The organism is Paenibacillus sp. CMAA1364 (assembly GCF_054373195.1).
Genome location: NZ_JBITNB010000009.1, coordinates 83,862 through 104,907 on the forward strand (window position 1 = coordinate 83,862; position 21,046 = coordinate 104,907).

The 21,046-nt window shown below is 40.0% G+C and carries 17 protein-coding genes and 1 pseudogene; 12 read left to right on the forward strand and 6 right to left on the reverse strand.

The features are described from left to right. Positions 1 to 23: 23 nt before the first annotated feature. The 4 genes from ACH8E3_RS08380 (at position 24) to ACH8E3_RS08395 (ending at position 3,797) form a co-directional block, all read left to right on the forward strand. On the forward strand, positions 24 to 974 hold the full coding sequence (locus tag ACH8E3_RS08380; RefSeq protein ID WP_458632172.1) for an ABC transporter permease: 951 nt from the start codon (positions 24 to 26) through the stop codon (positions 972 to 974). Beyond that, positions 974 to 1,918, forward strand: coding sequence for an iron chelate uptake ABC transporter family permease subunit (locus ACH8E3_RS08385; RefSeq protein ID WP_458632173.1), 945 nt, complete (start codon positions 974 to 976; stop codon positions 1,916 to 1,918). Before ACH8E3_RS08380 ends, ACH8E3_RS08385 begins: the two co-directional genes overlap by 1 nt. Continuing rightward, entirely contained in the window at positions 1,915 to 2,673 is a 759-nt protein-coding gene (locus ACH8E3_RS08390; protein WP_458632174.1) for an iron ABC transporter ATP-binding protein, read from the forward strand. Before ACH8E3_RS08385 ends, ACH8E3_RS08390 begins: the two co-directional genes overlap by 4 nt. A 137-nt stretch (positions 2,674 to 2,810) precedes the next feature. Next, positions 2,811 to 3,797: a siderophore ABC transporter substrate-binding protein gene (locus ACH8E3_RS08395; protein WP_458632175.1), complete on the forward strand. Its 987-nt coding sequence runs from the start codon at positions 2,811 to 2,813 to the stop codon at positions 3,795 to 3,797. Positions 3,798 to 3,920: 123 nt separating this feature from the next. Here the strand turns inward: ACH8E3_RS08395 and ACH8E3_RS08400 are convergent, their stop codons facing one another. Beyond that, a complete protein-coding gene (locus ACH8E3_RS08400) occupies positions 3,921 to 5,012 on the reverse strand; it encodes a glycosyltransferase family 4 protein (RefSeq protein ID WP_458632176.1) in 1,092 nt (363 codons plus the stop codon). 227 nt (positions 5,013 to 5,239) lie between these two features. On the opposite strand from ACH8E3_RS08400, the gene ACH8E3_RS08405 reads away from it, so the two are divergent. The 6 genes from ACH8E3_RS08405 to cydC all read left to right on the forward strand — a co-directional run bounded on the left by ACH8E3_RS08405 (position 5,240) and on the right by cydC (position 13,055). Beyond that, positions 5,240 to 5,995 (forward strand): YheC/YheD family protein, encoded by a 756-nt coding sequence (locus tag ACH8E3_RS08405; RefSeq protein WP_458632177.1) that lies wholly within the window; start codon positions 5,240 to 5,242, stop codon positions 5,993 to 5,995. Positions 5,996 to 6,329: 334 nt separating this feature from the next. Then, the gene (locus ACH8E3_RS08410) at positions 6,330 to 6,812 is read left to right on the forward strand and encodes a hypothetical protein (protein ID WP_458632178.1); all 483 of its coding nucleotides are present in this window, start codon (positions 6,330 to 6,332) and stop codon (positions 6,810 to 6,812) included. A 313-nt stretch (positions 6,813 to 7,125) separates the two neighbouring features. Next, complete coding sequence (locus tag ACH8E3_RS08415; protein WP_458632179.1) at positions 7,126 to 8,526, forward strand: cytochrome ubiquinol oxidase subunit I; 1,401 nt, start codon at positions 7,126 to 7,128, stop codon at positions 8,524 to 8,526. Next, a complete protein-coding gene (cydB, locus tag ACH8E3_RS08420) occupies positions 8,513 to 9,529 on the forward strand; it encodes a cytochrome d ubiquinol oxidase subunit II (protein ID WP_458632202.1) in 1,017 nt (338 codons plus the stop codon). The genes ACH8E3_RS08415 and cydB overlap by 14 nt, the downstream gene beginning before the upstream one ends. Then, entirely contained in the window at positions 9,529 to 11,259 is a 1,731-nt protein-coding gene (gene cydD / locus ACH8E3_RS08425; RefSeq protein WP_458632180.1) for a thiol reductant ABC exporter subunit CydD, read from the forward strand. Before cydB ends, cydD begins: the two co-directional genes overlap by 1 nt. After that, positions 11,256 to 13,055 (forward strand): thiol reductant ABC exporter subunit CydC, encoded by a 1,800-nt coding sequence (gene cydC / locus ACH8E3_RS08430; RefSeq protein WP_458632181.1) that lies wholly within the window; start codon positions 11,256 to 11,258, stop codon positions 13,053 to 13,055. The genes cydD and cydC overlap by 4 nt, the downstream gene beginning before the upstream one ends. 554 nt (positions 13,056 to 13,609) lie before the next feature. Here cydC and fumC read toward each other — a convergent pair. Further along, the gene (gene fumC / locus ACH8E3_RS08435) at positions 13,610 to 14,998 is read right to left on the reverse strand and encodes a class II fumarate hydratase (RefSeq protein WP_458632182.1); all 1,389 of its coding nucleotides are present in this window, start codon (positions 14,996 to 14,998) and stop codon (positions 13,610 to 13,612) included. 156 nt (positions 14,999 to 15,154) lie between these two features. On the opposite strand from fumC, the gene ACH8E3_RS08440 reads away from it, so the two are divergent. Continuing rightward, positions 15,155 to 16,087, forward strand: a complete 933-nt coding sequence (locus ACH8E3_RS08440; RefSeq protein WP_458632183.1) for an alpha/beta hydrolase — start codon at positions 15,155 to 15,157, stop codon at positions 16,085 to 16,087. A 136-nt stretch (positions 16,088 to 16,223) separates the two neighbouring features. Here ACH8E3_RS08440 and ACH8E3_RS08445 read toward each other — a convergent pair whose 3' ends face one another. The 3 genes from ACH8E3_RS08445 to ACH8E3_RS08455 all read right to left on the reverse strand — a co-directional run bounded on the left by ACH8E3_RS08445 (position 16,224) and on the right by ACH8E3_RS08455 (position 17,913). Beyond that, positions 16,224 to 16,781, reverse strand: a complete 558-nt coding sequence (locus ACH8E3_RS08445; protein ID WP_458632184.1) for a hypothetical protein — start codon at positions 16,779 to 16,781, stop codon at positions 16,224 to 16,226. A gap of 69 nt (positions 16,782 to 16,850) precedes the next feature. Next, positions 16,851 to 17,591 (reverse strand): hypothetical protein, encoded by a 741-nt coding sequence (locus ACH8E3_RS08450; protein WP_458632185.1) that lies wholly within the window; start codon positions 17,589 to 17,591, stop codon positions 16,851 to 16,853. A 16-nt stretch (positions 17,592 to 17,607) separates the two neighbouring features. Further along, positions 17,608 to 17,913: a hypothetical protein gene (locus tag ACH8E3_RS08455; RefSeq protein WP_458632186.1), complete on the reverse strand. Its 306-nt coding sequence runs from the start codon at positions 17,911 to 17,913 to the stop codon at positions 17,608 to 17,610. A gap of 161 nt (positions 17,914 to 18,074) precedes the next feature. Between ACH8E3_RS08455 and ACH8E3_RS08460 the strand changes: the two are divergent. Next, a pseudogene (locus ACH8E3_RS08460) lies at positions 18,075 to 18,961 on the forward strand (IS256 family transposase). Positions 18,962 to 19,142: 181 nt separating this feature from the next. Here ACH8E3_RS08460 and ACH8E3_RS08465 read toward each other — a convergent pair. After that, positions 19,143 to 20,999 (reverse strand): LTA synthase family protein, encoded by a 1,857-nt coding sequence (locus ACH8E3_RS08465; RefSeq protein ID WP_458632187.1) that lies wholly within the window; start codon positions 20,997 to 20,999, stop codon positions 19,143 to 19,145. Positions 21,000 to 21,046 lie beyond the last annotated feature (47 nt).

Below are 21,046 nucleotides of genomic sequence, written 5' to 3' on the forward strand. Positions count from 1 at the left end.
GATAGGATGAGTTAGGAACTGATATGAAAAAGAGATATTTACTTCTAATACTATTTGTTTGTTCTGTTATATCGATCTTTATTGGTGTGAAGGACATATCGCCAATGGAAATATTTCACCTAACTGAACGACAATATGAAACCTTGATTATTAGCCGAATACCACGCTTAATCAGCATTATTATAGCGGGTGTAAGTATGAGTATTGCAGGTTTAATCATGCAACAGTTGACACGCAACAAATTCGTATCACCAACTACGGCAGGAACCATGGATTCGGCAAGGTTCGGTATCCTCATTGCTATGATGGTGTTCCCTAATGCTACATCATTAGAGAAGATGTTAGTTTCATTCCTATTTGCACTTCTTGGTACCTTTATCTTCATGAAAATTCTAGATAAAGTGAAATATAAGGATGCTATTTTCATTCCGTTAGTTGGGATTATGTTCGGAAATGTTGTAGGATCGATCACGACCTTTTTTGCTTATAAGAACGATCTGATTCAGAATATGTCATCTTGGCTCCAAGGAGATTTCTCAGTCATTCTGAAAGGGCGGTATGAAATGCTATATATTAGCATTCCGCTCGTAATCATTGCGTACATATTTGCCAATCGTTTTACTATCGCTGGAATGGGTGAAGACTTCGCGAAGAATTTAGGTTTGAATTATAAGCAAGTTGTAAACATTGGACTTGTTATTGTAGCCGCAATATCTTCTATCGTGATACTAACGGTTGGTATTATTCCTTTTCTTGGACTTATCATTCCGAATATTGTGACGATCTATCATGGCGACCATTTGAAGAAAATTCTACCTCATACAGCACTCTTGGGCGCGGTCTTTCTTCTATTGTGTGACATTCTAAGTCGTCTCATTATATATCCTTATGAAATATCTATCGGACTTACTGTGGGTGTGTTAGGAAGCGGGATCTTTATCTACTTACTTATTAGAAGAAAGGCATATGCATAATGAAGGTGAAGTTAAGCGTTCTATTCGTTATTGTTATCGCACTTATTGCATTATTCTTGATGTATGACGCAGGAGGACACTGGGATTATGTTCTTCCAAGAAGAGGTAAGAAGATATTAGCCATTATCTTAACGGGTGGCGCCATTGCATTCTCCACGGTTGTGTTCCAGACCATTACGAATAACCGTATTTTAACACCAAGCATCTTAGGGTTAGACTCCTTATATATGTTGTTTCAGACCTTTATCATTTACGCCTTTGGGTCTGCAAATATCACGTCATCAGATCGAAATATAAACTTTATCATATCCGTATTGTTAATGGTTGGATTCTCAGGGGTGTTCTACAAGATTCTCTTCCGTAAGGAAGGCCAGAGGAATATTTACTTTCTATTACTCATTGGTATAATTCTAGGAACTTTCTTTGGAAGCGTCTCATCTTTTATGGAAGTACTGATTGACCCGAATGAATTCTTAATGTTACAAGATAAAATGTTTGCAAGCTTTAACAATATTAATACAGACGTATTAATCATATCGATCATTGCGATTGCTGGTGTTAGCCTTTATTTTTTAAGATTCATTAAATATCTAGATGTCATATCCTTAGGAAGAGATCATGCGGTTAATCTAGGGGTCAATTATGATTATGTTGTCAAAAGACTACTCGTTGTCATCGCGATACTGATGTCGGTTGCGACAGCTTTGGTGGGACCGATCACCTTTTTAGGCCTATTAGTTGTGAATGTATCACACCAATTTCTGAAGACATACCGCCATAAGTATCTTATCTGGGGATCCATTCTAATTAGCATTATCGCTTTAATTGGGGGACAGTTCATTGTTGAGAAGGTATTTACATTCTCCACCACGCTCAGCGTCATTATTAACTTTGTTGGGGGATCGTACTTTATATACCTTCTGTTAAAGGAGAATAAATCGTGATAGAGATCAGAAATGCTTCGAAGAACTATGATGGTATCCCGGTCGTTGATCAAGTATCCGTACAGATTCCAAAGGGAGCAATTACGTCATTTATCGGTCCTAATGGTGCAGGCAAGAGTACATTATTGTCTATGATTAGTCGATTAATTACGAGAGATCAGGGAGAAGTACTCATCGATGGGGATGATATAGGTAAGCTGAAGAGTAATGACCTAGCGAAACGGATCTCCATTCTCAAACAGTCGAATCATATCAATATCCGATTGACGATCAAGGAATTGGTAAGCTTCGGGAGATTTCCATACTCACAAGGTAACCTTACCACGGAAGATTGGAAATTTATTAATGAAGCCATTGAGTACATGGGTCTACAGGATATTCAAGATAAATATTTGGATCAACTTAGTGGCGGGCAGAATCAAAGAGCATATATTGCCATGGTTATCGCGCAGGACACCGATTATATTCTATTGGATGAACCGCTAAACAACTTGGATATGAAACATTCCGTACAGATCATGAAAGTGCTTAGACGGATGGTTCATGAACTTGGGAAAACGGTCGTTATCGTTATTCATGATATTAACTTCGCCTCTGTCTATTCGGACTATATCGTTGCACTTAAGAATGGCCGAATTGTTAAAGAGGGTGCTACACATGACATCATCAATTCTGATGTTCTCAAAGACGTATATGGGATGGATATTCCTATTGAGTGCATCAATGAACATAGGATATGCGTGTATTTTTCTTAGTATATAGGAGCATTCAACTTGATTAGTTGTATTAACTTTGGGAATTATAATGTGACATACCCTATGTAAAGGCGCCAGTAGGGTGTGAACATCAATGATTTTAATAGCATGGCCATTAAATAATAGGAGTGATTGAATTGAAAAAAGGGTTATGGATGATAATGATGACTGTTATGCTGGCAGTATTAGTGGCGGCATGCGGTAACAATAATGATACAAATCAAGGGAGTTCAAAAGCACCAACGAATTCCCCAACAACAGAAGTAGCAGAGAGCAAGGAAGTAACGATTAAGCATGAATTAGGGGAGACTGTACTGAAGACGAATCCAGAGAAGGTTGTTGTATTTGACTTTGGAATTCTGGATTCACTAGATAGATTGGGTGTTGAAGTGACGGGTGTGCCACAAGCAAACATTCCGCCATACCTTAAGAAATATGAAGATACGAAATACACGAATGTAGGTAGTCTGAAAGAACCAGCATTCGATAAGATTAATGCTCTTTCTCCTGATGTTATTATTATCTCAGCCAGACAAAGAGATGCTTATAAAGAGTTATCTAAGATTGCACCAACGGTTTATTTAGGCGTAGATAATACGAGATTAGTGGAATCATTCAAAGAAAATATGAATAATTTAGGTCAGATTTTTGATAAACAAGCAAAGATTGATGAGGAAATTGCAAAGATTGATGCTTCGATTCTTGAGATTCACGACAAAGTAACGGCAACAGGAAAGAATGCATTAATTGTATTGTCTAATGAAGGCAAACTAAGTGCCTATGGACCAGGTTCAAGATTTGGAATTATTCATGATGTACTTGGATTTACGCCAGCAGACACGAATATCAAGGTCTCAACACATGGAGATAAGATCACATCAGAGTTTATTGAAGATAAGAATCCAGACTACCTATTCGTTGTGGATAGAGATAGTGCATTAGCTACGACGGATGCAGCATCAACTTCCGCTAAAGAGACTGTTGAGAATGATTTAGTCAAGAATACCAATGCCTTTAAAGATGGACGTATCGTCTATCTTGATGCGAACTACTGGTATTTATCCGGTGGTGGACTTGTATCTATGGAAGAAATGATTAAGCAAATTGGTGAAGCCATTCAATAAGTATGATCTATAATGTTTAAGAGCGATTCGATGTTCATAAAAGGAGCTGTCCCTGGGTAGATTATTCTACCCAGGGACAGCTCCTTTCTCTATATATTGTAATTGTGAGATCTATGGTTACTTCTATAAATGGCTGTATTGAGAAGCAAGCTTACGTGCAGTCTGGCCCCATGTGAAATGTTGAAGCACATCACTTCGTCCATTGGTACCCAGACGTGTGCGTAGATCTTTATCCTTTGCCAATTTAAGTAGATAGTTAGCGAACTCCTGTGGGTGATGGTAAGAATCAACAAGATAGCCATTATGGCCATGCTTCACGATTTCTTGAATTCCTCCATTTCGTGATGCAATAACAGGGACACCAGAAGCCATAGCCTCTACATTGACTAAACCGAAGGCTTCGTGCTCTTGAGAGGGACATACGAAACAATCGGCTAAATGGTATACAGAATGGATAGCTTTATGCGATTTCTTGCCTAAGAAGCTAATGGGTATGCCTAATCTTCTAGCCTGCGAACGAAGTCGATTGACATAAGAAGTCGTTCCCTTTCCTACGATCACCAAATGAGCAGGGATCTGTTTGCGTACATGGTATGTCGCATCGATGAGAATAGGTACGCCCTTTCGCGGAATCACTCTTCCGACGAATAGTATCGTGAACTGGTTAGGGATATGGTGTTTTTTCTTCGTGCTTATTTTCTGTGATGCATTCACCATGCGAAACCGAGAGACGTCGACACCTAAAGGTATCGTACGAATCTTGTGAGCTGATTGAGGAAAGTTGTGAGCCAATTTCTGGTGTAGGGATTGACTGTTGGCAATAATGAGATCGGCCTTATGAAGACAATTTGTAATGTCTGCACGATGAGGAACAAAAGTTAAGGAATGAAGGACTAGTGTCACTGGAGTACGTGGAAAAGCTTGTTTAATTCTTGCCATATAATGAGGACGGTTATCAACTTGAATAACATCATATTTCTTCCCATGAAGATAACGTAATACAGAAGAGATGTAAGAGGACTGGCTTGTGGCATTCACCCGCACAATGGAGATGGAACCTATCTTGCTATATTTGGGCAAATGAGATGACGATCTACTAAGGATGGTCACTTGATGATGTCTAGCGAGTTGTCGCGCAATAGCTAGAATACATATTTCCACAGAACCATTACCAGGTACAGGTATCTGTTCCGGGGCGACAATCAGAATATGCATAGCTTCTCCTCCAATCGATTATGAATAACCACTTTGTTGTACTAACATATGCGTTTCTAGTTGTGAAAGGTATAGTCTGCATCCTATGAGCTTCAAATTATATTTAAGTACGGGCATATTAACGACCTATACCAATCCTTTTACGGATGAATAGAATGGTAAATGAGGTGAGTATTGTTATCGTTACCTTATCCATATATCTATATATCCGAAAGGGAGAGATCACGATGAAAGGACAACAAGTGAGGACAGTAACAAGTAAGTGGACCAAAACGAATGTGCTGATCCAGCAACCAGAAATACGACGGTATATCCCAACAACACTTAAATTAACGAAGAAGACCCTTTGGAATATGATCACGAAACATGGCATGGTTTATATTAAGCCAGAACGGGGCACTTATGGAAATGGAGTGATTCGTGCCGAAATGAAAAGGGAGGGTACGACCTTATTCACGTACCAGATTGAAACGAATGCTAAGAACTTTAAAGATTTTGATGCTTTCTATAACTCATTGCTGAAGGTCACTAAGAAGCGAAGTTATTTAGTTCAGATGGGTATACATCTACTGAGATATCATAAGCGTAGATTTGATGTTCGAGTGATGGTTCAACGTAATAGTAAAGGAGCTTGGGAGACAACAGGTATTATTGGGAGAGTAGCGCATCCTGGTAAAATTGTAACCAACTATCATAGTGGCGGTAAGATCGTTGCCATTGAGAAATTGCTATCGCCACACTTAACGCTAAAGGAACAACAAGCTATCCTTGAAAAGATGAGGAAGTTGGGTGTTACGATTGCGAAGCGTCTACAAAAACAATATCCTAGCCTGTATCAGATTGGTGTCGATGTAGGGCTTGATGTATCTATGAAGCCATGGATTATAGAAGTGAATACGAGCCCCGACCCCTATATTTTTAACAAGTTATCAGATAAATCAGTGTATCGAAAGGTCATGAGTTATAGACGAATGTATACCTAATGTAGATCAGACATGAATCAGCGATGCATTCTACCCATAACGAAGAGTGTAAACTTACCTTTGTATCATCAGAAGAGGGATACACTCCTTTTTTTTGAAATCATAATGATATTTAAGTATTGATTAGTAGGATATATTAGACGTATAATTTGAGGAACTATAGATATGAATCTACTGTAGCAACACAACCTATATTCTCGTCTATTCTATCTTAGTACATAGTTATTAAAGTCTTTTAGGAATAAATAGGGTCGCAACCCTCTTTCAGCCTTTTGATTATCTATGCAAGAAGTAGTACATTTAGTTAGATATTAGTTAGGAGGTTCGAGATATAATGTATTACGAAGACAACGAGAATCTGACTATCATGACATATACATTGAATAGCGGTATCAAAGGAACGGTTCCTTTATCGAATAAACAGATTCAAGAATGGTTAGAATGCTACAGATTGAATGCTAAATTTATAACAGCGATAGGTAAAGAGTTTTTTGGACTCAATCCAGACCTTGTAGCAGATTTCAAAGTACAGAATCGTTTCTCCAATTATGTCGAGATGATCAGACCTATAACTGTGACTGATCAAGAGAAGAATGATGAGCTATCTCAAGCCTATGAAGAGAACTTGGTGTTCTTTAAAGTGGATTGTAAGTGTGGAACGACATACACCACCTATTCGCAATACTATACGACGAAGTGGTTCTGTTCGAAGTGTAAAGAGATCGTGTTCATGGATAAGAAGAAAGGCAAGGTCCCTACGGATAAAGGCGAGGCTTGGTATATGACGAATAAATATTTTGTGGAACGCGAATCCTAAACAGATAGATTAATAAAGATAATAGGAACAGTTACTTTACAAAAATAGAGTAGCTGATCCTTTTTATTGTCTTTCTAAATAATGTCATGTTACTTGTTGGACAAATGTCCAGATATTTTAATAGTAACAAGTCATTTTTAAATATTGTGTGACAAACTTCACATTCAGGCTATTTTTCACCCCTAACTGTGATAAATATCACATGACCTTTTCTGAGTCTCTGACAAAATATAAAGATATGAAAAATATCATTATCATTAATCATGAGTGATAAGATAATGGAAAATTTGAAATAAGAAAGAGGGATAATTATATGGATCCAGTCATGCTCTCACGTATCCAATTCGCGTCGACAACGCTGTTTCATTTTCTTTTTGTGCCATTATCTATTGGATTGGCATTATTGATCGCAATTATGGAAACCATGTATGTAATCAAAGGTAAAGAAGTGTACAAGAAAATGGCTAAGTTCTGGGGACATTTGTTTCTCATCAACTTTGCTGTAGGTATTGTAACAGGAATACTTCAAGAGTTTCAGTTCGGAATGAACTGGTCAGATTACTCTAGATTCGTAGGAGACGTATTCGGGGCTCCACTAGCCATTGAAGCATTGCTAGCCTTTTTCCTAGAGTCTACCTTTTTGGGAATATGGATCTTCGGATGGGAACGTTTATCTAAGAAGCTTCACTTGTTATGTATTTGGTTAGTATCATTAGGAACGATTATGTCTGCTGTATTTATTCTAATCGCGAACTCCTTTATGCAAAGACCCGTTGGATTTGAGATCAATAATGGTCGAGCCGAGATGAACGACTTCTTTGCATTGATTACGAACGGGCAGGCATTAGTGGAGATTCCACATACCGTTCTAGCTGCATTTATGACAGGGGCTTTCTTTGTTACAGGTGTTAGTGCATACAAAATGCTGAAACGTCAAGATTATGAGTTCTTCAAGAAATCATTCATTATTGCTATTGTTGTAGGACTTGTGTCCTCTATCGGTGTTGCTCTAGTAGGACATAGTCAAGCACAATATCTAGTAGAGACTCAACCGATGAAAATGGCTGCTTCAGAAGCGCTTTGGGACACTAGCTCCGATCCTGCTCCTTGGACCGTCTTTGCAACGATAGATCCGAAGGAGAAAGAGAATGGGAAGATGCTCCAAATTCCGTATTTGCTAAGTTTCTTGTCCTATAGTAAGTTCTCTGGTGAAGTCATTGGGATGAATCAGTTACAAGCCGAGTATGAACAGAAGTACGGTCCAGGGGATTATATTCCACCCGTTCGAACAACATTCTGGAGTTTCCGCATTATGGTAGCAGCGGGATCAGTTCTTATCCTTTTAAGTATGTATGGTGCATATCTCGTTGCTCGTAAAAAGCTAGATCAAACGAATAAGTGGTTTCTACGTATCATGATATGGTCTATATCATTACCATTTATTGCGAATTCAGCAGGTTGGATTATGACCGAGATTGGACGTCAGCCATGGACAGTATTTGGATTGTTTAAGACGGAAGATAGTATTTCTCCTAATGTATCTGCTGGTCAAATTTTGTTCTCATTAATTACATTCTCATTAGCTTACACGGTGTTAGCTATTCTATTGGTTTACTTGTTCATTCGTGTCATTAAGAAAGGTCCGAATGATTCGGATTCCCATGTGGAAGAATCTCACGACCCATTTGATAAGGAGGTTAATTATGTCTCTTAATGAGTTGTGGTTCTTGTTGATTGCCGTATTGTTTATTGGTTTCTTCTTCTTAGAAGGATTTGACTTTGGTGTAGGCATGTCTACAGCCATATTAGCTAAGAATGATTCTGAACGTCGCGTATTAATTAACTCGATCGGTCCCTTCTGGGATGCGAACGAAGTATGGTTGATTACTGCAGGGGGTGCGATGTTCGCAGCCTTCCCACATTGGTATGCGACATTATTTAGTGGGTTCTATACTGCACTTGTGTTTGTGTTATTGGCCTTAATTGGCCGTGGCGTAGCCTTTGAATTTAGAGGTAAAGTAGATTCTGTTACTTGGAAGAAGACTTGGGATGTCGTGATCTTCTTCGGTAGCTTATTGCCACCTTTATTATTCGGTGTTGTATTCGCTTGTCTTATTCAAGGGGTTCCTATTGGAGAAGATATGAATATGAATGCAGGATTTACAGATATCGTGAATAGTTATACCTTGCTTGGAGGAGTAACAGTAGTCGTTCTATGTCTAGTGCATGGATTAATGTTCACTACCTTGAGAGTCATAGGGGACTTACAAGATAGAGCACGCGACATGGCTAAGAAGCTACTAATTCCACTTGCTATTCTTTTGGTTGGATTTGCTGTAATGACGTATTACGTAACAGATCTATTCGAAGTACGTGGTGCTATTCTTAGTGTGACTTCTATTGTAGGCGTGATCGTGTATTTCTTAGCAGGATATTTTATTTCTCGCAAAAGAGACGGTTGGGCTTTCAGTATGACGGGTGCTGTGATCATTGTGCTATTCGCTTCCATATTCATCGGATTGTTCCCACGTGTTATGGTTAGCTCGATTAGTGATGCATTTAGCTTGACGATAACCAATGCTGCTTCTGGACAATATTCATTAAAGGTCATGTCCATTGTTGCACTGACGTTACTACCGTTTGTACTTGGATACCAGATTTGGAGTTACTACGTATTCAGTAAACGAGTAAATGCGAAAGATCATATGGAATACTAATGGGTCGTGACCTATTAGGATTCAAAGGCATCAAACCCGTCCTAATGGCGGTGGCACTGCTGACCTTAGTGCAAAGTATATCAATACTGTGGATGGCAAGGGCGTTATCAGAAGTGGTATCTGCCCTCTTTGCCGGAGGGGCATTACAGGACCAACATAAGAGAATAGGCATGTTTCTGCTTGCATTTATCCTCCGACATGTTATTAACTTTGTGCAAACCAAAATAACGTACCGGTATGCTGAGCATACCGGTACGTTATTGCGTAAACAACTGATGGACAAGTTATTTCAACTTGGGCCACGGTTCGCTAAGACACAAGGTACAGGCAAGATTGTAACGTTAGTGTTAGACGGGACATCTAAGTTTAGAGTGTACTTAGAATTGATTATTCCTCGAACGGTTGCAACGGGAATCATACCGGCAGTCATCTTCGTATATGTATTCACGCAGGATGTTCAGTCGGCTATTATTCTATTAGTAACGATGCCTATTCTTATTGTATTTATGATTCTTATCGGGCTGTCATCACGTAAGCAAGTGGATAGTCAGATGCACTCTTATCGTAATTTAGCGAACCACTTCGTGGATTCACTACGTGGGTTAGAGACATTGAAATATTTAGGACGAAGCAAATCTCATATCAGTACAATTGCGACCGTTAGTGATGATTATAGAAAAGCCACAATGCGGACCTTGCGTGTGGCATTCTTATCCTCATTCGCATTAGACTTCTTCACGATGTTATCGGTAGCTTCAGTTGCCGTGAGTCTAGGATTACGTCTGGTCAATGGCGATATGATGCTTGTAACAGGGTTAACAATTCTTGTGTTAGCACCAGAATATTTCATGCCGATTCGAATGGTTGGAGCTGATTATCATGCTACATTGAATGGGAAAGAGGCTGGAGAAGCTATTCAAGCTATCATCGATATGCCGATTGAACAATCAGATCTCACTTTACCGGTGGGATTTACGTATGCCTGGGATGAGAACAGTCAATTATCATTATCTAAAGTTCAAGTGCAGCATGAAGCGGATGGTCCACATTCTTTACAAGATGTGACCATGCACGTTCATGGCATGAAGAAGATTGGTATTATCGGTGAGAGCGGAGCGGGTAAATCAACGTTAATTGATGTGCTAAGTGGATTCCTAAGACCAACTTCAGGCAACATCAAGTTGAATGGACAAGAGCTTTCTGCACTGACAGATATCGCGTGGCAGAATCAAATGACGTATATTCCACAAAGTCCATATCTATTTAGCAGCAGTCTATCGGATAATGTGAAGTTCTATACACCTGAGGCAAGTCAGCACCAAGTGGAGCAAGCGATTATGAATGCTGGATTAGCCGATCTTGTGAAATCATTACCTAACGGTTATGCCGAAATGATTGGTGGTGGGGGTCGAGCATTGAGTGGTGGGCAAGCCCAAAGGGTAGCGCTCGCACGCGCCTTCCTAAGCGATCGTCCAGTTATTTTGTTAGATGAGCCGACAGCACATTTAGACATTGAGACCGAATATGAACTGAAGGAGACGATGTTGTCTCTTTTTGAAGGGAAGCTCGTATTCTTAGCTACGCATCGTCTACACTGGATGCCAGACATGGATCAGATTATTGTTATGGATCAAGGTAGGGTCGCTGAGATCGGAACACATGAAGAACTACTAACTACTAAAGGTGTGTATTATTCATTAATTACGACACAGTTGGAGGGTGTGCAATGAGACGTGAAGAATGGTTGAAGCCTTATATTACTTCGCACTTCTGGCGGTTTGTAATCATTGTAGCCTTGGGTGCCTTGACGTTACTCACGGCGAGTAGCCTAATGTTCTCATCGGGTTATCTCATCTCAAAAGCAGCCCTACGGCCAGAGAATATCTTGATGGTTTATGTACAGATCGTTATCGTTAGAACGTTTGGAACGAGTCGTTCTGTCGTTCATTATGTGGAGCGATTGGTTGGACATGATACCATCCTAAGAATTCTATCGAAGATGCGTGTACAGTTATATCGTATTCTAGAACCTCAAGCGTTATTTATTTCATCTCGATTCCGTACTGGCGATATTCTCGGTATTCTTGCTGAGGATATTGAGAAGCTACAGGATGTATACTTACGTACGATCTTTCCCATTTTAGTTGCTCTAGTCTTGTATAGCGTATCTATTATCGCTCTGGGGCAATTTGATGTGCAATTCGCATTGTTTATGGCACTTTACCTTCTCATTCTTATTCTAGTACTACCATGGATCTCATTGTGGCTAACTAAGAAGAAGAACAAGCAATCACAACATAAGCGTGGTCGATTGTACCAGACGCTGACAGATGCTGTATTGGGTATGAGTGATTGGGTGATTAGCGGTAGACCAGCTCAATTCGTAGAACTATACGAAGGCGATGAATTAGAAGTAGCGGATATAGATCGTAAGTTGAGTACTTGGTCGAGATGGCGGAACTTGTTAGGACAGGCTACCGTGGGCATCGCTGTAGTGAGTATTCTCTACTGGTCAGGTCAGCAATATGAAGATGGGTTGATTGCTTCAACCTTGATTGCAGCCTTTGTGCTTGTGACGTTCCCATTAATGGATGCCTTTCTTCCCATATCCGATGCTGTTGAGAAAATCCCGCGTTACCAGGGGTCCTTCGACCGTTTGACAGAGATTGGAGATGCAGGTGAACAGCATACGGGAAATGTTCAACATGATGTTGCTGATTCAACTGGGAATCCTTCTTCTATGGTAGCGATTAGTGAAGAAGCTATGTTACAAGCTAGAATGGATACACATATCAAGATCGACCATGCCTCTTATCGGTATGGTGAAGCTTTAGACTGGTCTTTCCAAGACATCACACTAGATGTTCCACAAGGCAAGAGAGTGGCTATCATAGGGCGTAGCGGTGCTGGGAAGTCTACGTTGTTGAAGTTGATCCAAGGCGCGGTCGTTGCGCAAGAGGGTAGTGCAACCATTCAGGGGAACGATGCGAGTCGATTTGGGGAGCATATACCAAGTCTCATTGCTGTACTGAACCAAAGCCCGCATTTATTCGATACATCCGTAACGAATAATATACGATTGGGTAAAATGGATGCGTCTGACGAGGAAATACGTGAAGTAGCTAAGAAAGTAAGAATGGATCAACTGATTGAATCGCTTCCCAAAGGGTACAAGACAGCTATGCATGAGACAGGGCAACGATTCTCAGGTGGAGAACGACAACGTATCGCGTTAGCGCGTGTTCTGCTTCAAGATACGCCTGTTGTCATATTAGATGAACCTACCGTTGGGCTTGACCCACGAACGGAGAATGAACTCCTCTCAACGATCTTTGAGACGCTTAAGGGCAAATCGCTGATTTGGGTAACACATCATCTAGTAGGCGCAGAACATATGGATGAGATCATCTTTATGGAGCATGGGAAGATTGAGATGAGAGGTACGCATGCAGAACTGATGGAGAACTATCCTCGTTACCGTAATCTTTATCATCTCGATCGACCGAAGTCTTTCTTTGAAGCTTAGGGGTATTGCGATGAGTGACAATGATCAACGGTGGACAATGGTGCTCAATGGTGCTCAATGGTGCTCAATGGTGCTCAATGGTGCTGAACGATGGATAAAGGCGCTCAGTGATGGATAATACGCTCAGTGATGACATCGATATGGTCGATGATGTCCAACATTGACCTCGAGAAGTCCTATCTGGCTAGTGCTCGCTTTAGTTGCAAAAAGGACAGTTAATTTGAGGGTAACCTAACAATAGTAGATATTAGTTGCATAGAGCGCATCTAATTTTTGGAATTCCACCATAGTTGTCAGTTTTGAGAATTTTAGCATCACTTTATGCAACTATTTATCGTGAATGGCGTCATTCCCCGCGAATAAGTGCATTTTTTACAACTAATGTACTGACAATGCGGTGGATTGCGGGTTAATATAGCTTGCTAGTTGCCGCATAACAGGTGGAGTGGACCAGCTCAATGCTTTACAATATGGGTTCATTAATTGCATTAGCAACACGAAGACCGTCCAGCATTGCTGGACGGTCTTTTGAATACTAGGGATCTATACGATGACTATTCCTTCGGATGAATCATGTACTCTGGTCTTACAATCTCATCGAACTGAGCTTCTGTTAATAGATTGCTTCGTAAAGTCGCTTCCTTCAGGGTTAGACCCTCTTGATGTGCTAACTTGGCAACCGATGCTGCATTCTCATATCCAATATGTGGGTTAAGAGCTGTAACAAGCATAAGCGATTGCTCTAGATTACGCTGTATGATGGCATGATTTGGTTCAATCCCAATGGCACAATTATCATTGAATGATCTTATAGCATCGCTTAAGAGTTCCACGGATTGAAGGAAATTATAAATAATGACTGGTTTAAACACATTGAGTTCGAAGTTACCTTGACTTGCTGCGAATCCAATTGCCGCATCGTTACCCATTACTTGGCATACGACCATTGTTAAGGCTTCACTTTGTGTTGGATTCACTTTGCCGGGCATAATGGAGCTTCCGGGTTCATTGGCTGGAATAATCAGCTCACCAATGCCGCAACGAGGACCACTGGCTAACCATCTGACATCGTTGGCAATCTTCATAAGATCAGCGGCAAGCGCTTTCACTGCGCCGTGAACATAGACGAGTTCATCATGGCTTGTGAGCGAATGGAATTTGTTGCTTGCTGAAGTGAACGTCTTACCCGTAATTGTACTAATTTCTTCAGCGACCATGTCACCGAATTTAGGGTGGGCGTTAATTCCCGTTCCAACGGCTGTACCACCAATGGCAAGTTCTCGCACATATTCAACACTTTGCTGAATCATGGTCTCCGTCTTCTCAAGCATACGATACCAACCACTAACTTCCTGACCTAATGTAATCGGAGTGGCATCTTGTAGATGTGTTCTTCCAATCTTAATGATGTCTTGGAATTGCTCCACTTGCGAGTGGAATGTCTGTTTGAGCCGTGCTAGAGATGGTAGTAATTGATCTTCTACGGCAATGAGCGCAGCCATATGCATGGCTGTTGGGAATGTATCATTTGAACTTTGTGATTTGTTGACATCATCATTAGGATGAATGCGCAGTGGACTGTCTCTCAGAGCTAGAAGTTGATTGGCACGGTTGGCAATGACTTCATTGACGTTCATATTGGACTGAGTACCACTACCGGTCTGCCATACAGCCAGTGGGAAGTGTTCATCCAGCTTACCATCAATAATTTCGTTAGCGGCCTCAACGATGGCATCCACCTTAATGGGATCCATTGTACCTAATTTGCCATTGGCTATGGCTGCACTTTTCTTTAGAATAGAGAATACGCGGATAAGATTCATTGGCATCTTCTCAGTACCAATTTGAAAGTTCTCAAAACTTCTTTGAGTTTGAGCGGCCCATAACTTGTCCGCAGGCACTTTTATTTCTCCAATTGTATCTTTCTCAATTCTGTATTCCATCTGCACATCGTCCTCCTCCAACATAATCATACCTACATAGGCAATATAACATAATTGTGGGGTGAAGTGGAAAAGCTATTCATCATAGAATGAAGAAAATAATAATAGGTACTATATAATAAGGTTACTGAATGGAAAAGGAGAGAGCATAACCAAATGAAGACTGCAATTATGGTTACGATGGCTGTCGTAATGGTTCTAATGATCATTCTGATATTAGCTAGCCTATACCTATACAAACTAAGTATATTACGAACGAAGAAGGAATTCCTCAGCGCTGATCCGAACTTGATCAAGACTGCCCATCCATGGGAAACGTCAACAGACTGGTTGCAGGAGCAACCTATGCAGACGATTCGAATGCAATCGAATGACGGTTTGCAACTAACAGGTTATTATGTTCCAGCACAGTCAGATACCAATAAGGTCGTGATTCTAGCACATGGATATTCAGGACAGGGTAGGGACATGTCGAACTTCGCCAAAATGTATCAGGGGTTAGGTTATCATGTCTTAATGCCAGATGATAGAGGACACGGTCAGAGCGAGGGGCATTATATTGGCTTCGGTTGGCATGATCGTAAAGATTATCTGCAATGGATTGATTATATTATCGACAGCCAAGGGCAAGATTCACAGATTATTCTGCACGGAATCTCCATGGGTGGATCAACTGTACTGATGGCTAGTGGCGAACCTCTGCCAGAGCAAGTGAAGTGTATTGTTTCTGATTGTGCCTATACATCGGTGAAGGATATTCTAACCTACCAATTAAAGACAATGTATAAGCTACCTGCATTTCCGTTGATACCGATAACGAGCTTAGTATGTAGATTGAGAGCAGGTTATTTCTTTGGCGAGGCATCTGCCTTGGATCAGGTCAGTCGATCGAAGCTTCCGATTCTATTCATTCATGGTGATGAAGATACATTCGTTCCCTATGATATGGTACATCGCTTGTATGCGGCCGCAGGGAATGATAAGGAATTGCTATCCGTCCCTAATGCACAGCATGGGAATGCCTATTTTGCAGATAAAGAAGGATATGGTAACAAGTTAACATCATTTGTAGATCGGTATGTATTCTGAACAAAAGAGTGTTCGTGATTCATGACGGATGTCATGAAATACGAACACTCTTTTATCATAAAGGTTATATATAGTTGTAAAAGATGCAAATGAGCGATGTTATACGAACAAAGTTATGAGTTAGCTATACTGATAGTTACTTTTTGTTATACGCGACTCCAACATGAAGGTATCCATCGGATATACCTGAAAGTCCATCCATTTCTTTTATATCTAAAAAGTTCAGTTTTTCTTTCCAGTCATCCCTCTCTAGGTCTTTTCCTGGTTCGCCATATCTATCAAAGATATAGGTGATGACAGATGCATTAATTTCAGAAGTGCCATTTGTTAAGCGAATCCAATCGGATGGGATGACAATTTGATTACTTGATTCAGTCATTTTATTGTTGGAAAAATTAAATATTAATTCAGACCCTTCATTCTTAACTACCACAGTTTTCTTCTTACCATCCCATGATAATGAATCAACGTAACCATTAAACAAATCCTTTAGTGGAATATACTTGGAGTTATAAGTGTGTTTTTTATGATTTGTACCTTGTATAATATCCAAGCTTAATTTCGTGAGCGTTGGCTTATAGAGACTCTCTGCTCTTTTGACAATGGAATCATTACTAGTCGCTGCAGTTGCGGAGTTAGTTATGAAAATTAACATTAAAAAAAGTAAAGATAAAGTTGATAGGGACTTTCTCATTTTAATCTCTCCTCATTATTTAACGTGATTATATTATATAACGTCAAATGATTACAAAGGTTATATTTATTATTGTAGATTAGTGGTGTCTATTTTAATTGTTTGAGTTGGCAAACTACCCGACTTGGTTATGGTGGAAGCAGGTGTATCAGAAGTGCCAAATGTTTTTCCGTTATAAACATGACTGCTTAGGGTAGCTAAATTAGCCGTAGTGCCGTTGGTTTGTGTTACCTCCGTTCCTGAATAAGTTACGGTTACTTTTTCTATATTCGTACCAGTATAATTCTCTTTTGCTAAAGCCGTAACTCTCTTAACACACATGTAGGACTGTTCTGTACTAGTTAGGGATTTTGTATAATAGAAGTAGATATATTGGCTTCCACCAGCGGTTGTTCCATTAACGAAATATTTAAATTGTGAGGATGTAGCATCGTATAAAAGGTTACTTATAAGAGATGTTCCTGCAAGATATCTTGCTGGAAGAACTCCACCAGTATTTTCAGGAATGGCATTTTTCACCAGGCCTTTGGGACGAATAATTGCCGTATAATTATTGTTAGCATTGCTGTATTGTACGCCTCCCTCAATTTTGTAACCATCCGGTGAGCTCGGTAAAGCAATAGTTGTTCGAATACCTTTATAACCAACAGGAGTTACCTGTCTAGCAAAAGCACCGGTATTAGAACCAAGAATAGTTCCATCCACTGCTTGAATTCCGATACTTTTATTTGAAGTGGCTGGATATTGATTTAAGTCCAACGTATTGACAACTTCACCATTCTTATCATAAACGAAACCATTATCATCCATTGTATAAATATAAGCATTATCTAACTAAGCCTTCAAATAATGCTTTAACCCCATCTTTAATGTCTTGAGAATCGATCCTACTTAATAGTTCGTTGTTCATGTTAATATCATACTCATTTAAATAAGTAGCTTGTTCTTCAGTATTTAATTTTTCAAATTCATTTACATGATAATTCACCTGGTTAATACGTTCCTCGTTAATTTGTTGTCTAATAGCATCTTTGTCTAGAGGGAGGGGACCTTCTTCCGCTTTCACTGTCATACTTAATGGGCTAATTCCTAACACTAAAACTAGAGTGGCAAGAGCTAAATACCTTTTCATTAAAACTCCTCCTAATAATTGTAATTGGAAACGTATTAAAGTTATCACTCTATTAATATGTTGTAAAGAAAAGTTGAGAGCGTAAAATATTATGTGTAAATAGATAAATAGAAAAAGGAAGACCTTTTCTTATAGAATTGAGTTACCACACAAAATTCGCAATGAAAGAGGTCTTCCCTATGAACCATTTGCTAGAGACCGAACTTACAGCATTTCTAGACCATGAAAAATATGACCGAACTGGTGCGAATTCAGGCAACTCTCGTAATGTTGGCTACCCTCGTACGCTTCACACCGAATATGGAGACTTGCAGCTAAACATTCCTCGAGATCACAATGGAGAGTTTAAGCAGCAGACTGTTGTGACATATAAGCGTTCCAATCACACACTAAGGAAGCCGTCTACATTGCCGTGCGAATTCGTGAGGATGGCTCCAAAGAAATACTCACGTATGCTGTCGCACCAACCGAATCAGCTTACATCTGGAAAGAACTTCTCCAGGACGTGAAACAGCGTGGTACGGACCAAATCCTTCTGTTTATCTCCGATGGACCGACAGGTATTGCGAATGCGATTCAGGAGAGCTATCCGCAAGCCAAGTACCAAACGTGCTGTGTTCATTTAGCTCGTAATATCGCTCATAAAGTTCGCGTGTGCGATCGAGCAGGAATCTGTGAAGACTTCAAATCCGTCTATCGATCAGATGATGAAGCTGGTAAGTTAGCTCTCACAGCCTTCTGTGACAAGTGGAATGCAATGTATCCTAAGGTTGTTAAGTCCCTACAAGACAACCCCTATATCTTCACGTTCTACAGCTTTCCTAAGCCCATCTGGAGAAGTATTTATTCGACCAATTTAATCGAATCGTTTAACAAACAGATTAAGAAATATACGAAGCGTAAAGAACAGTTCCCACATGAAGAAGCTTTAGAGAAGTTCTTGGTTTCACAGTTTGAGGGCTACAACCAACGCTTTGCTACCCGTTGCCACATTGGCTTTGATCAAGCTCGATCGGAACTTCTAGCAATGTTCTCTAACAAAAACTAAGCCAACTTTTACAAGAGAGGTATATTTTCATTTACACAAACTTCTTGACGCTCCCTCCTAATCACATGAAATTAATAATAATTTATACATCATTTGTAGATCGGTATGTATTCTGAACAAAAGAGTGTTCGTGATTCATGACGGATGTCATGAAATACGAACACTCTTTTATCAATATATCCTACTTCCGATCCGGTAACTGGCTAACATAGCTATCTGATAAGTGAAGAAGCTTCAAGGCTCGTTCATATTCAGCTTCTGTTGCATCTTGCGGATTGCCCTTTTCGCTGGCAAAAGGGTAGTGGGTTCCATCGGCGTACCCGTTACCTGGAAGGAACAAGGCATTGTCACTGATGAAGGAACCGGACGGAAGATAGTATCTCTGGGGTAGTAGGTTATCGTTGTGGTTAAGTAAATCTTCACCGAAGTGAATCTGATCTTCCAATGATGCGCCAACCAGATTAGCGATAGTTGGCATCACATCCACTTGCCCACCTAATGACGGTACAATGGTAGGTGTAACAACACCAGTACCGTTAATCATTAGTGGGATATTTAACATATCTACATAATTGTATTCGTGTCCGTAGATTTCTTGCATTAATTCTTTATCCTTACGCTCTAAGGAATACATAGGCAGACCCATATGATCGCCATAAGTTACGATTAAGCTATTATCCCAAACACCGCTCTTCTTCAAATCTTCGATGAACAGGCCCAGTGCGTAATCCGCGTAATTCTGTGAACGGATATAATCCCCAACGAATGTATCTTCATACCGCTCTGGCAATGTCATTTGGTATTTGTCCTCTGGGATGGTAAAAGGGTGATGAGCCGTCATCGAAATGACTTGCGCATAGAATGGTGCGTCTGCTTCATCCATCTCTTGAAGTTTAGCAGCGGTTTTGTTATATAACACTTCATCGGAAGCACCGAAGAACACAACATCTTCACCCTCGAAGAATTCTTGTGCATAATAATGATCGAATCCAAGTGCCGCATATAACTCTCTACGATTCCAGAACTCTACATTATTCGTATGAAATGTGGCACTCTCATATCCAAGCTCTTTCAATAATTTAGGTAGGCTCGGTAATTCTTTGTTGGCATAGTTCTGGGTAGCAGCACCCTTAGGTGGAATATAGAAGGAAGTGTTCACAACAAACTCTGCGTCAGATGTGTTTCCTTGGCCGACCTGTTGATAGAAGTTAGGGAAGTAGAGGCCATCTTGAGCAAGGCGATTCATAGTTGGTGTAATTTCTTGTCCATCAATTGTGAGATTCATTAGGAAGTTCTGAAAGGATTCCATTTGAATAATAATGATATTCTTACCTTGTGCCACCTGCCAGTAGGCTGGGGCTACAGCGTAAGTCGATTCTTTTAGCTGATCAATCGATTCTTGAGTAATCTCATCCCTTGGTGTCCACTGCGTATCGTCTTTCGATAGAATCGTATATGCCTCATAGCTTAGAATGCCCATCTCTTGCGCTTGTGTAATTTCATTCATGCTTGCACGATTAGGAAGAACGTTAAATAGGCATACTACGAATGAGGCTATAAATACAATAGATATCCATTTATTTTTACGAGGGATGGATATGTGCGACTTCCAGGTTTTGAATTTCTTGTTACGTAAGGACAATCCAAAGAACAAGATAATATCTGTAAAGATAAATAAGTAATAAGGAGCAAGTAAGGAAAAGACGCTATTACTTACTGCCGTAACCTGATTAACTTGTTCTAACGCATGATAAGTGGCGATGACACCATAATATTTATAATACATAATAACCGCAAAGAATATGGATGTGACCAATAGATTGATGATCATATAATAGTTCAGCTTACGCTTGCTAGCGAACCATTCGACTAGACTGAACAAGATCCAAATGAATGGAAGTTCAGTGACAAATAGCTTCCACGGAAGTGGATCTCCAAAAGTTACAACCCACGTCAAATAGCCCTTAAGCAATAGAATAATGGAGAATAATACAAAAGGTTTTCTTAACAATGGTTTAGATAAGATGGGAGAAGACATATTCATAACTTCCTTCCAAAGGTTAATAAATAGAACAAAAGGGAATT

Excerpts from the sequence above, each read along its gene's own strand:
- ACH8E3_RS08455 (WP_458632186.1), bottom strand. The coding sequence starts at position 17,913 with ATGAAAAGGTATTTAGCTCTTGCCACTCTAGTTTTAGTGTTAGGAATT.
- ACH8E3_RS08405 (WP_458632177.1), top strand. The coding sequence starts at position 5,240 with ATGAAAGGACAACAAGTGAGGACAGTAACAAGTAAGTGGACCAAAACG.
- ACH8E3_RS08450 (WP_458632185.1), bottom strand. The coding sequence starts at position 17,591 with ATGGATGATAATGGTTTCGTTTATGATAAGAATGGTGAAGTTGTCAAT.
- cydD (WP_458632180.1), top strand. The coding sequence starts at position 9,529 with ATGGGTCGTGACCTATTAGGATTCAAAGGCATCAAACCCGTCCTAATG.
- ACH8E3_RS08380 (WP_458632172.1), top strand. The coding sequence starts at position 24 with ATGAAAAAGAGATATTTACTTCTAATACTATTTGTTTGTTCTGTTATA.
- ACH8E3_RS08410 (WP_458632178.1), top strand. The coding sequence starts at position 6,330 with ATGTATTACGAAGACAACGAGAATCTGACTATCATGACATATACATTG.
- ACH8E3_RS08400 (WP_458632176.1), bottom strand. The coding sequence starts at position 5,012 with ATGCATATTCTGATTGTCGCCCCGGAACAGATACCTGTACCTGGTAAT.
- ACH8E3_RS08465 (WP_458632187.1), bottom strand. The coding sequence starts at position 20,999 with ATGTCTTCTCCCATCTTATCTAAACCATTGTTAAGAAAACCTTTTGTA.
- ACH8E3_RS08415 (WP_458632179.1), top strand. The coding sequence starts at position 7,126 with ATGGATCCAGTCATGCTCTCACGTATCCAATTCGCGTCGACAACGCTG.
- ACH8E3_RS08440 (WP_458632183.1), top strand. The coding sequence starts at position 15,155 with ATGAAGACTGCAATTATGGTTACGATGGCTGTCGTAATGGTTCTAATG.
- fumC (WP_458632182.1), bottom strand. The coding sequence starts at position 14,998 with ATGGAATACAGAATTGAGAAAGATACAATTGGAGAAATAAAAGTGCCT.
- ACH8E3_RS08445 (WP_458632184.1), bottom strand. The coding sequence starts at position 16,781 with ATGAGAAAGTCCCTATCAACTTTATCTTTACTTTTTTTAATGTTAATT.
- ACH8E3_RS08385 (WP_458632173.1), top strand. The coding sequence starts at position 974 with ATGAAGGTGAAGTTAAGCGTTCTATTCGTTATTGTTATCGCACTTATT.
- cydC (WP_458632181.1), top strand. The coding sequence starts at position 11,256 with ATGAGACGTGAAGAATGGTTGAAGCCTTATATTACTTCGCACTTCTGG.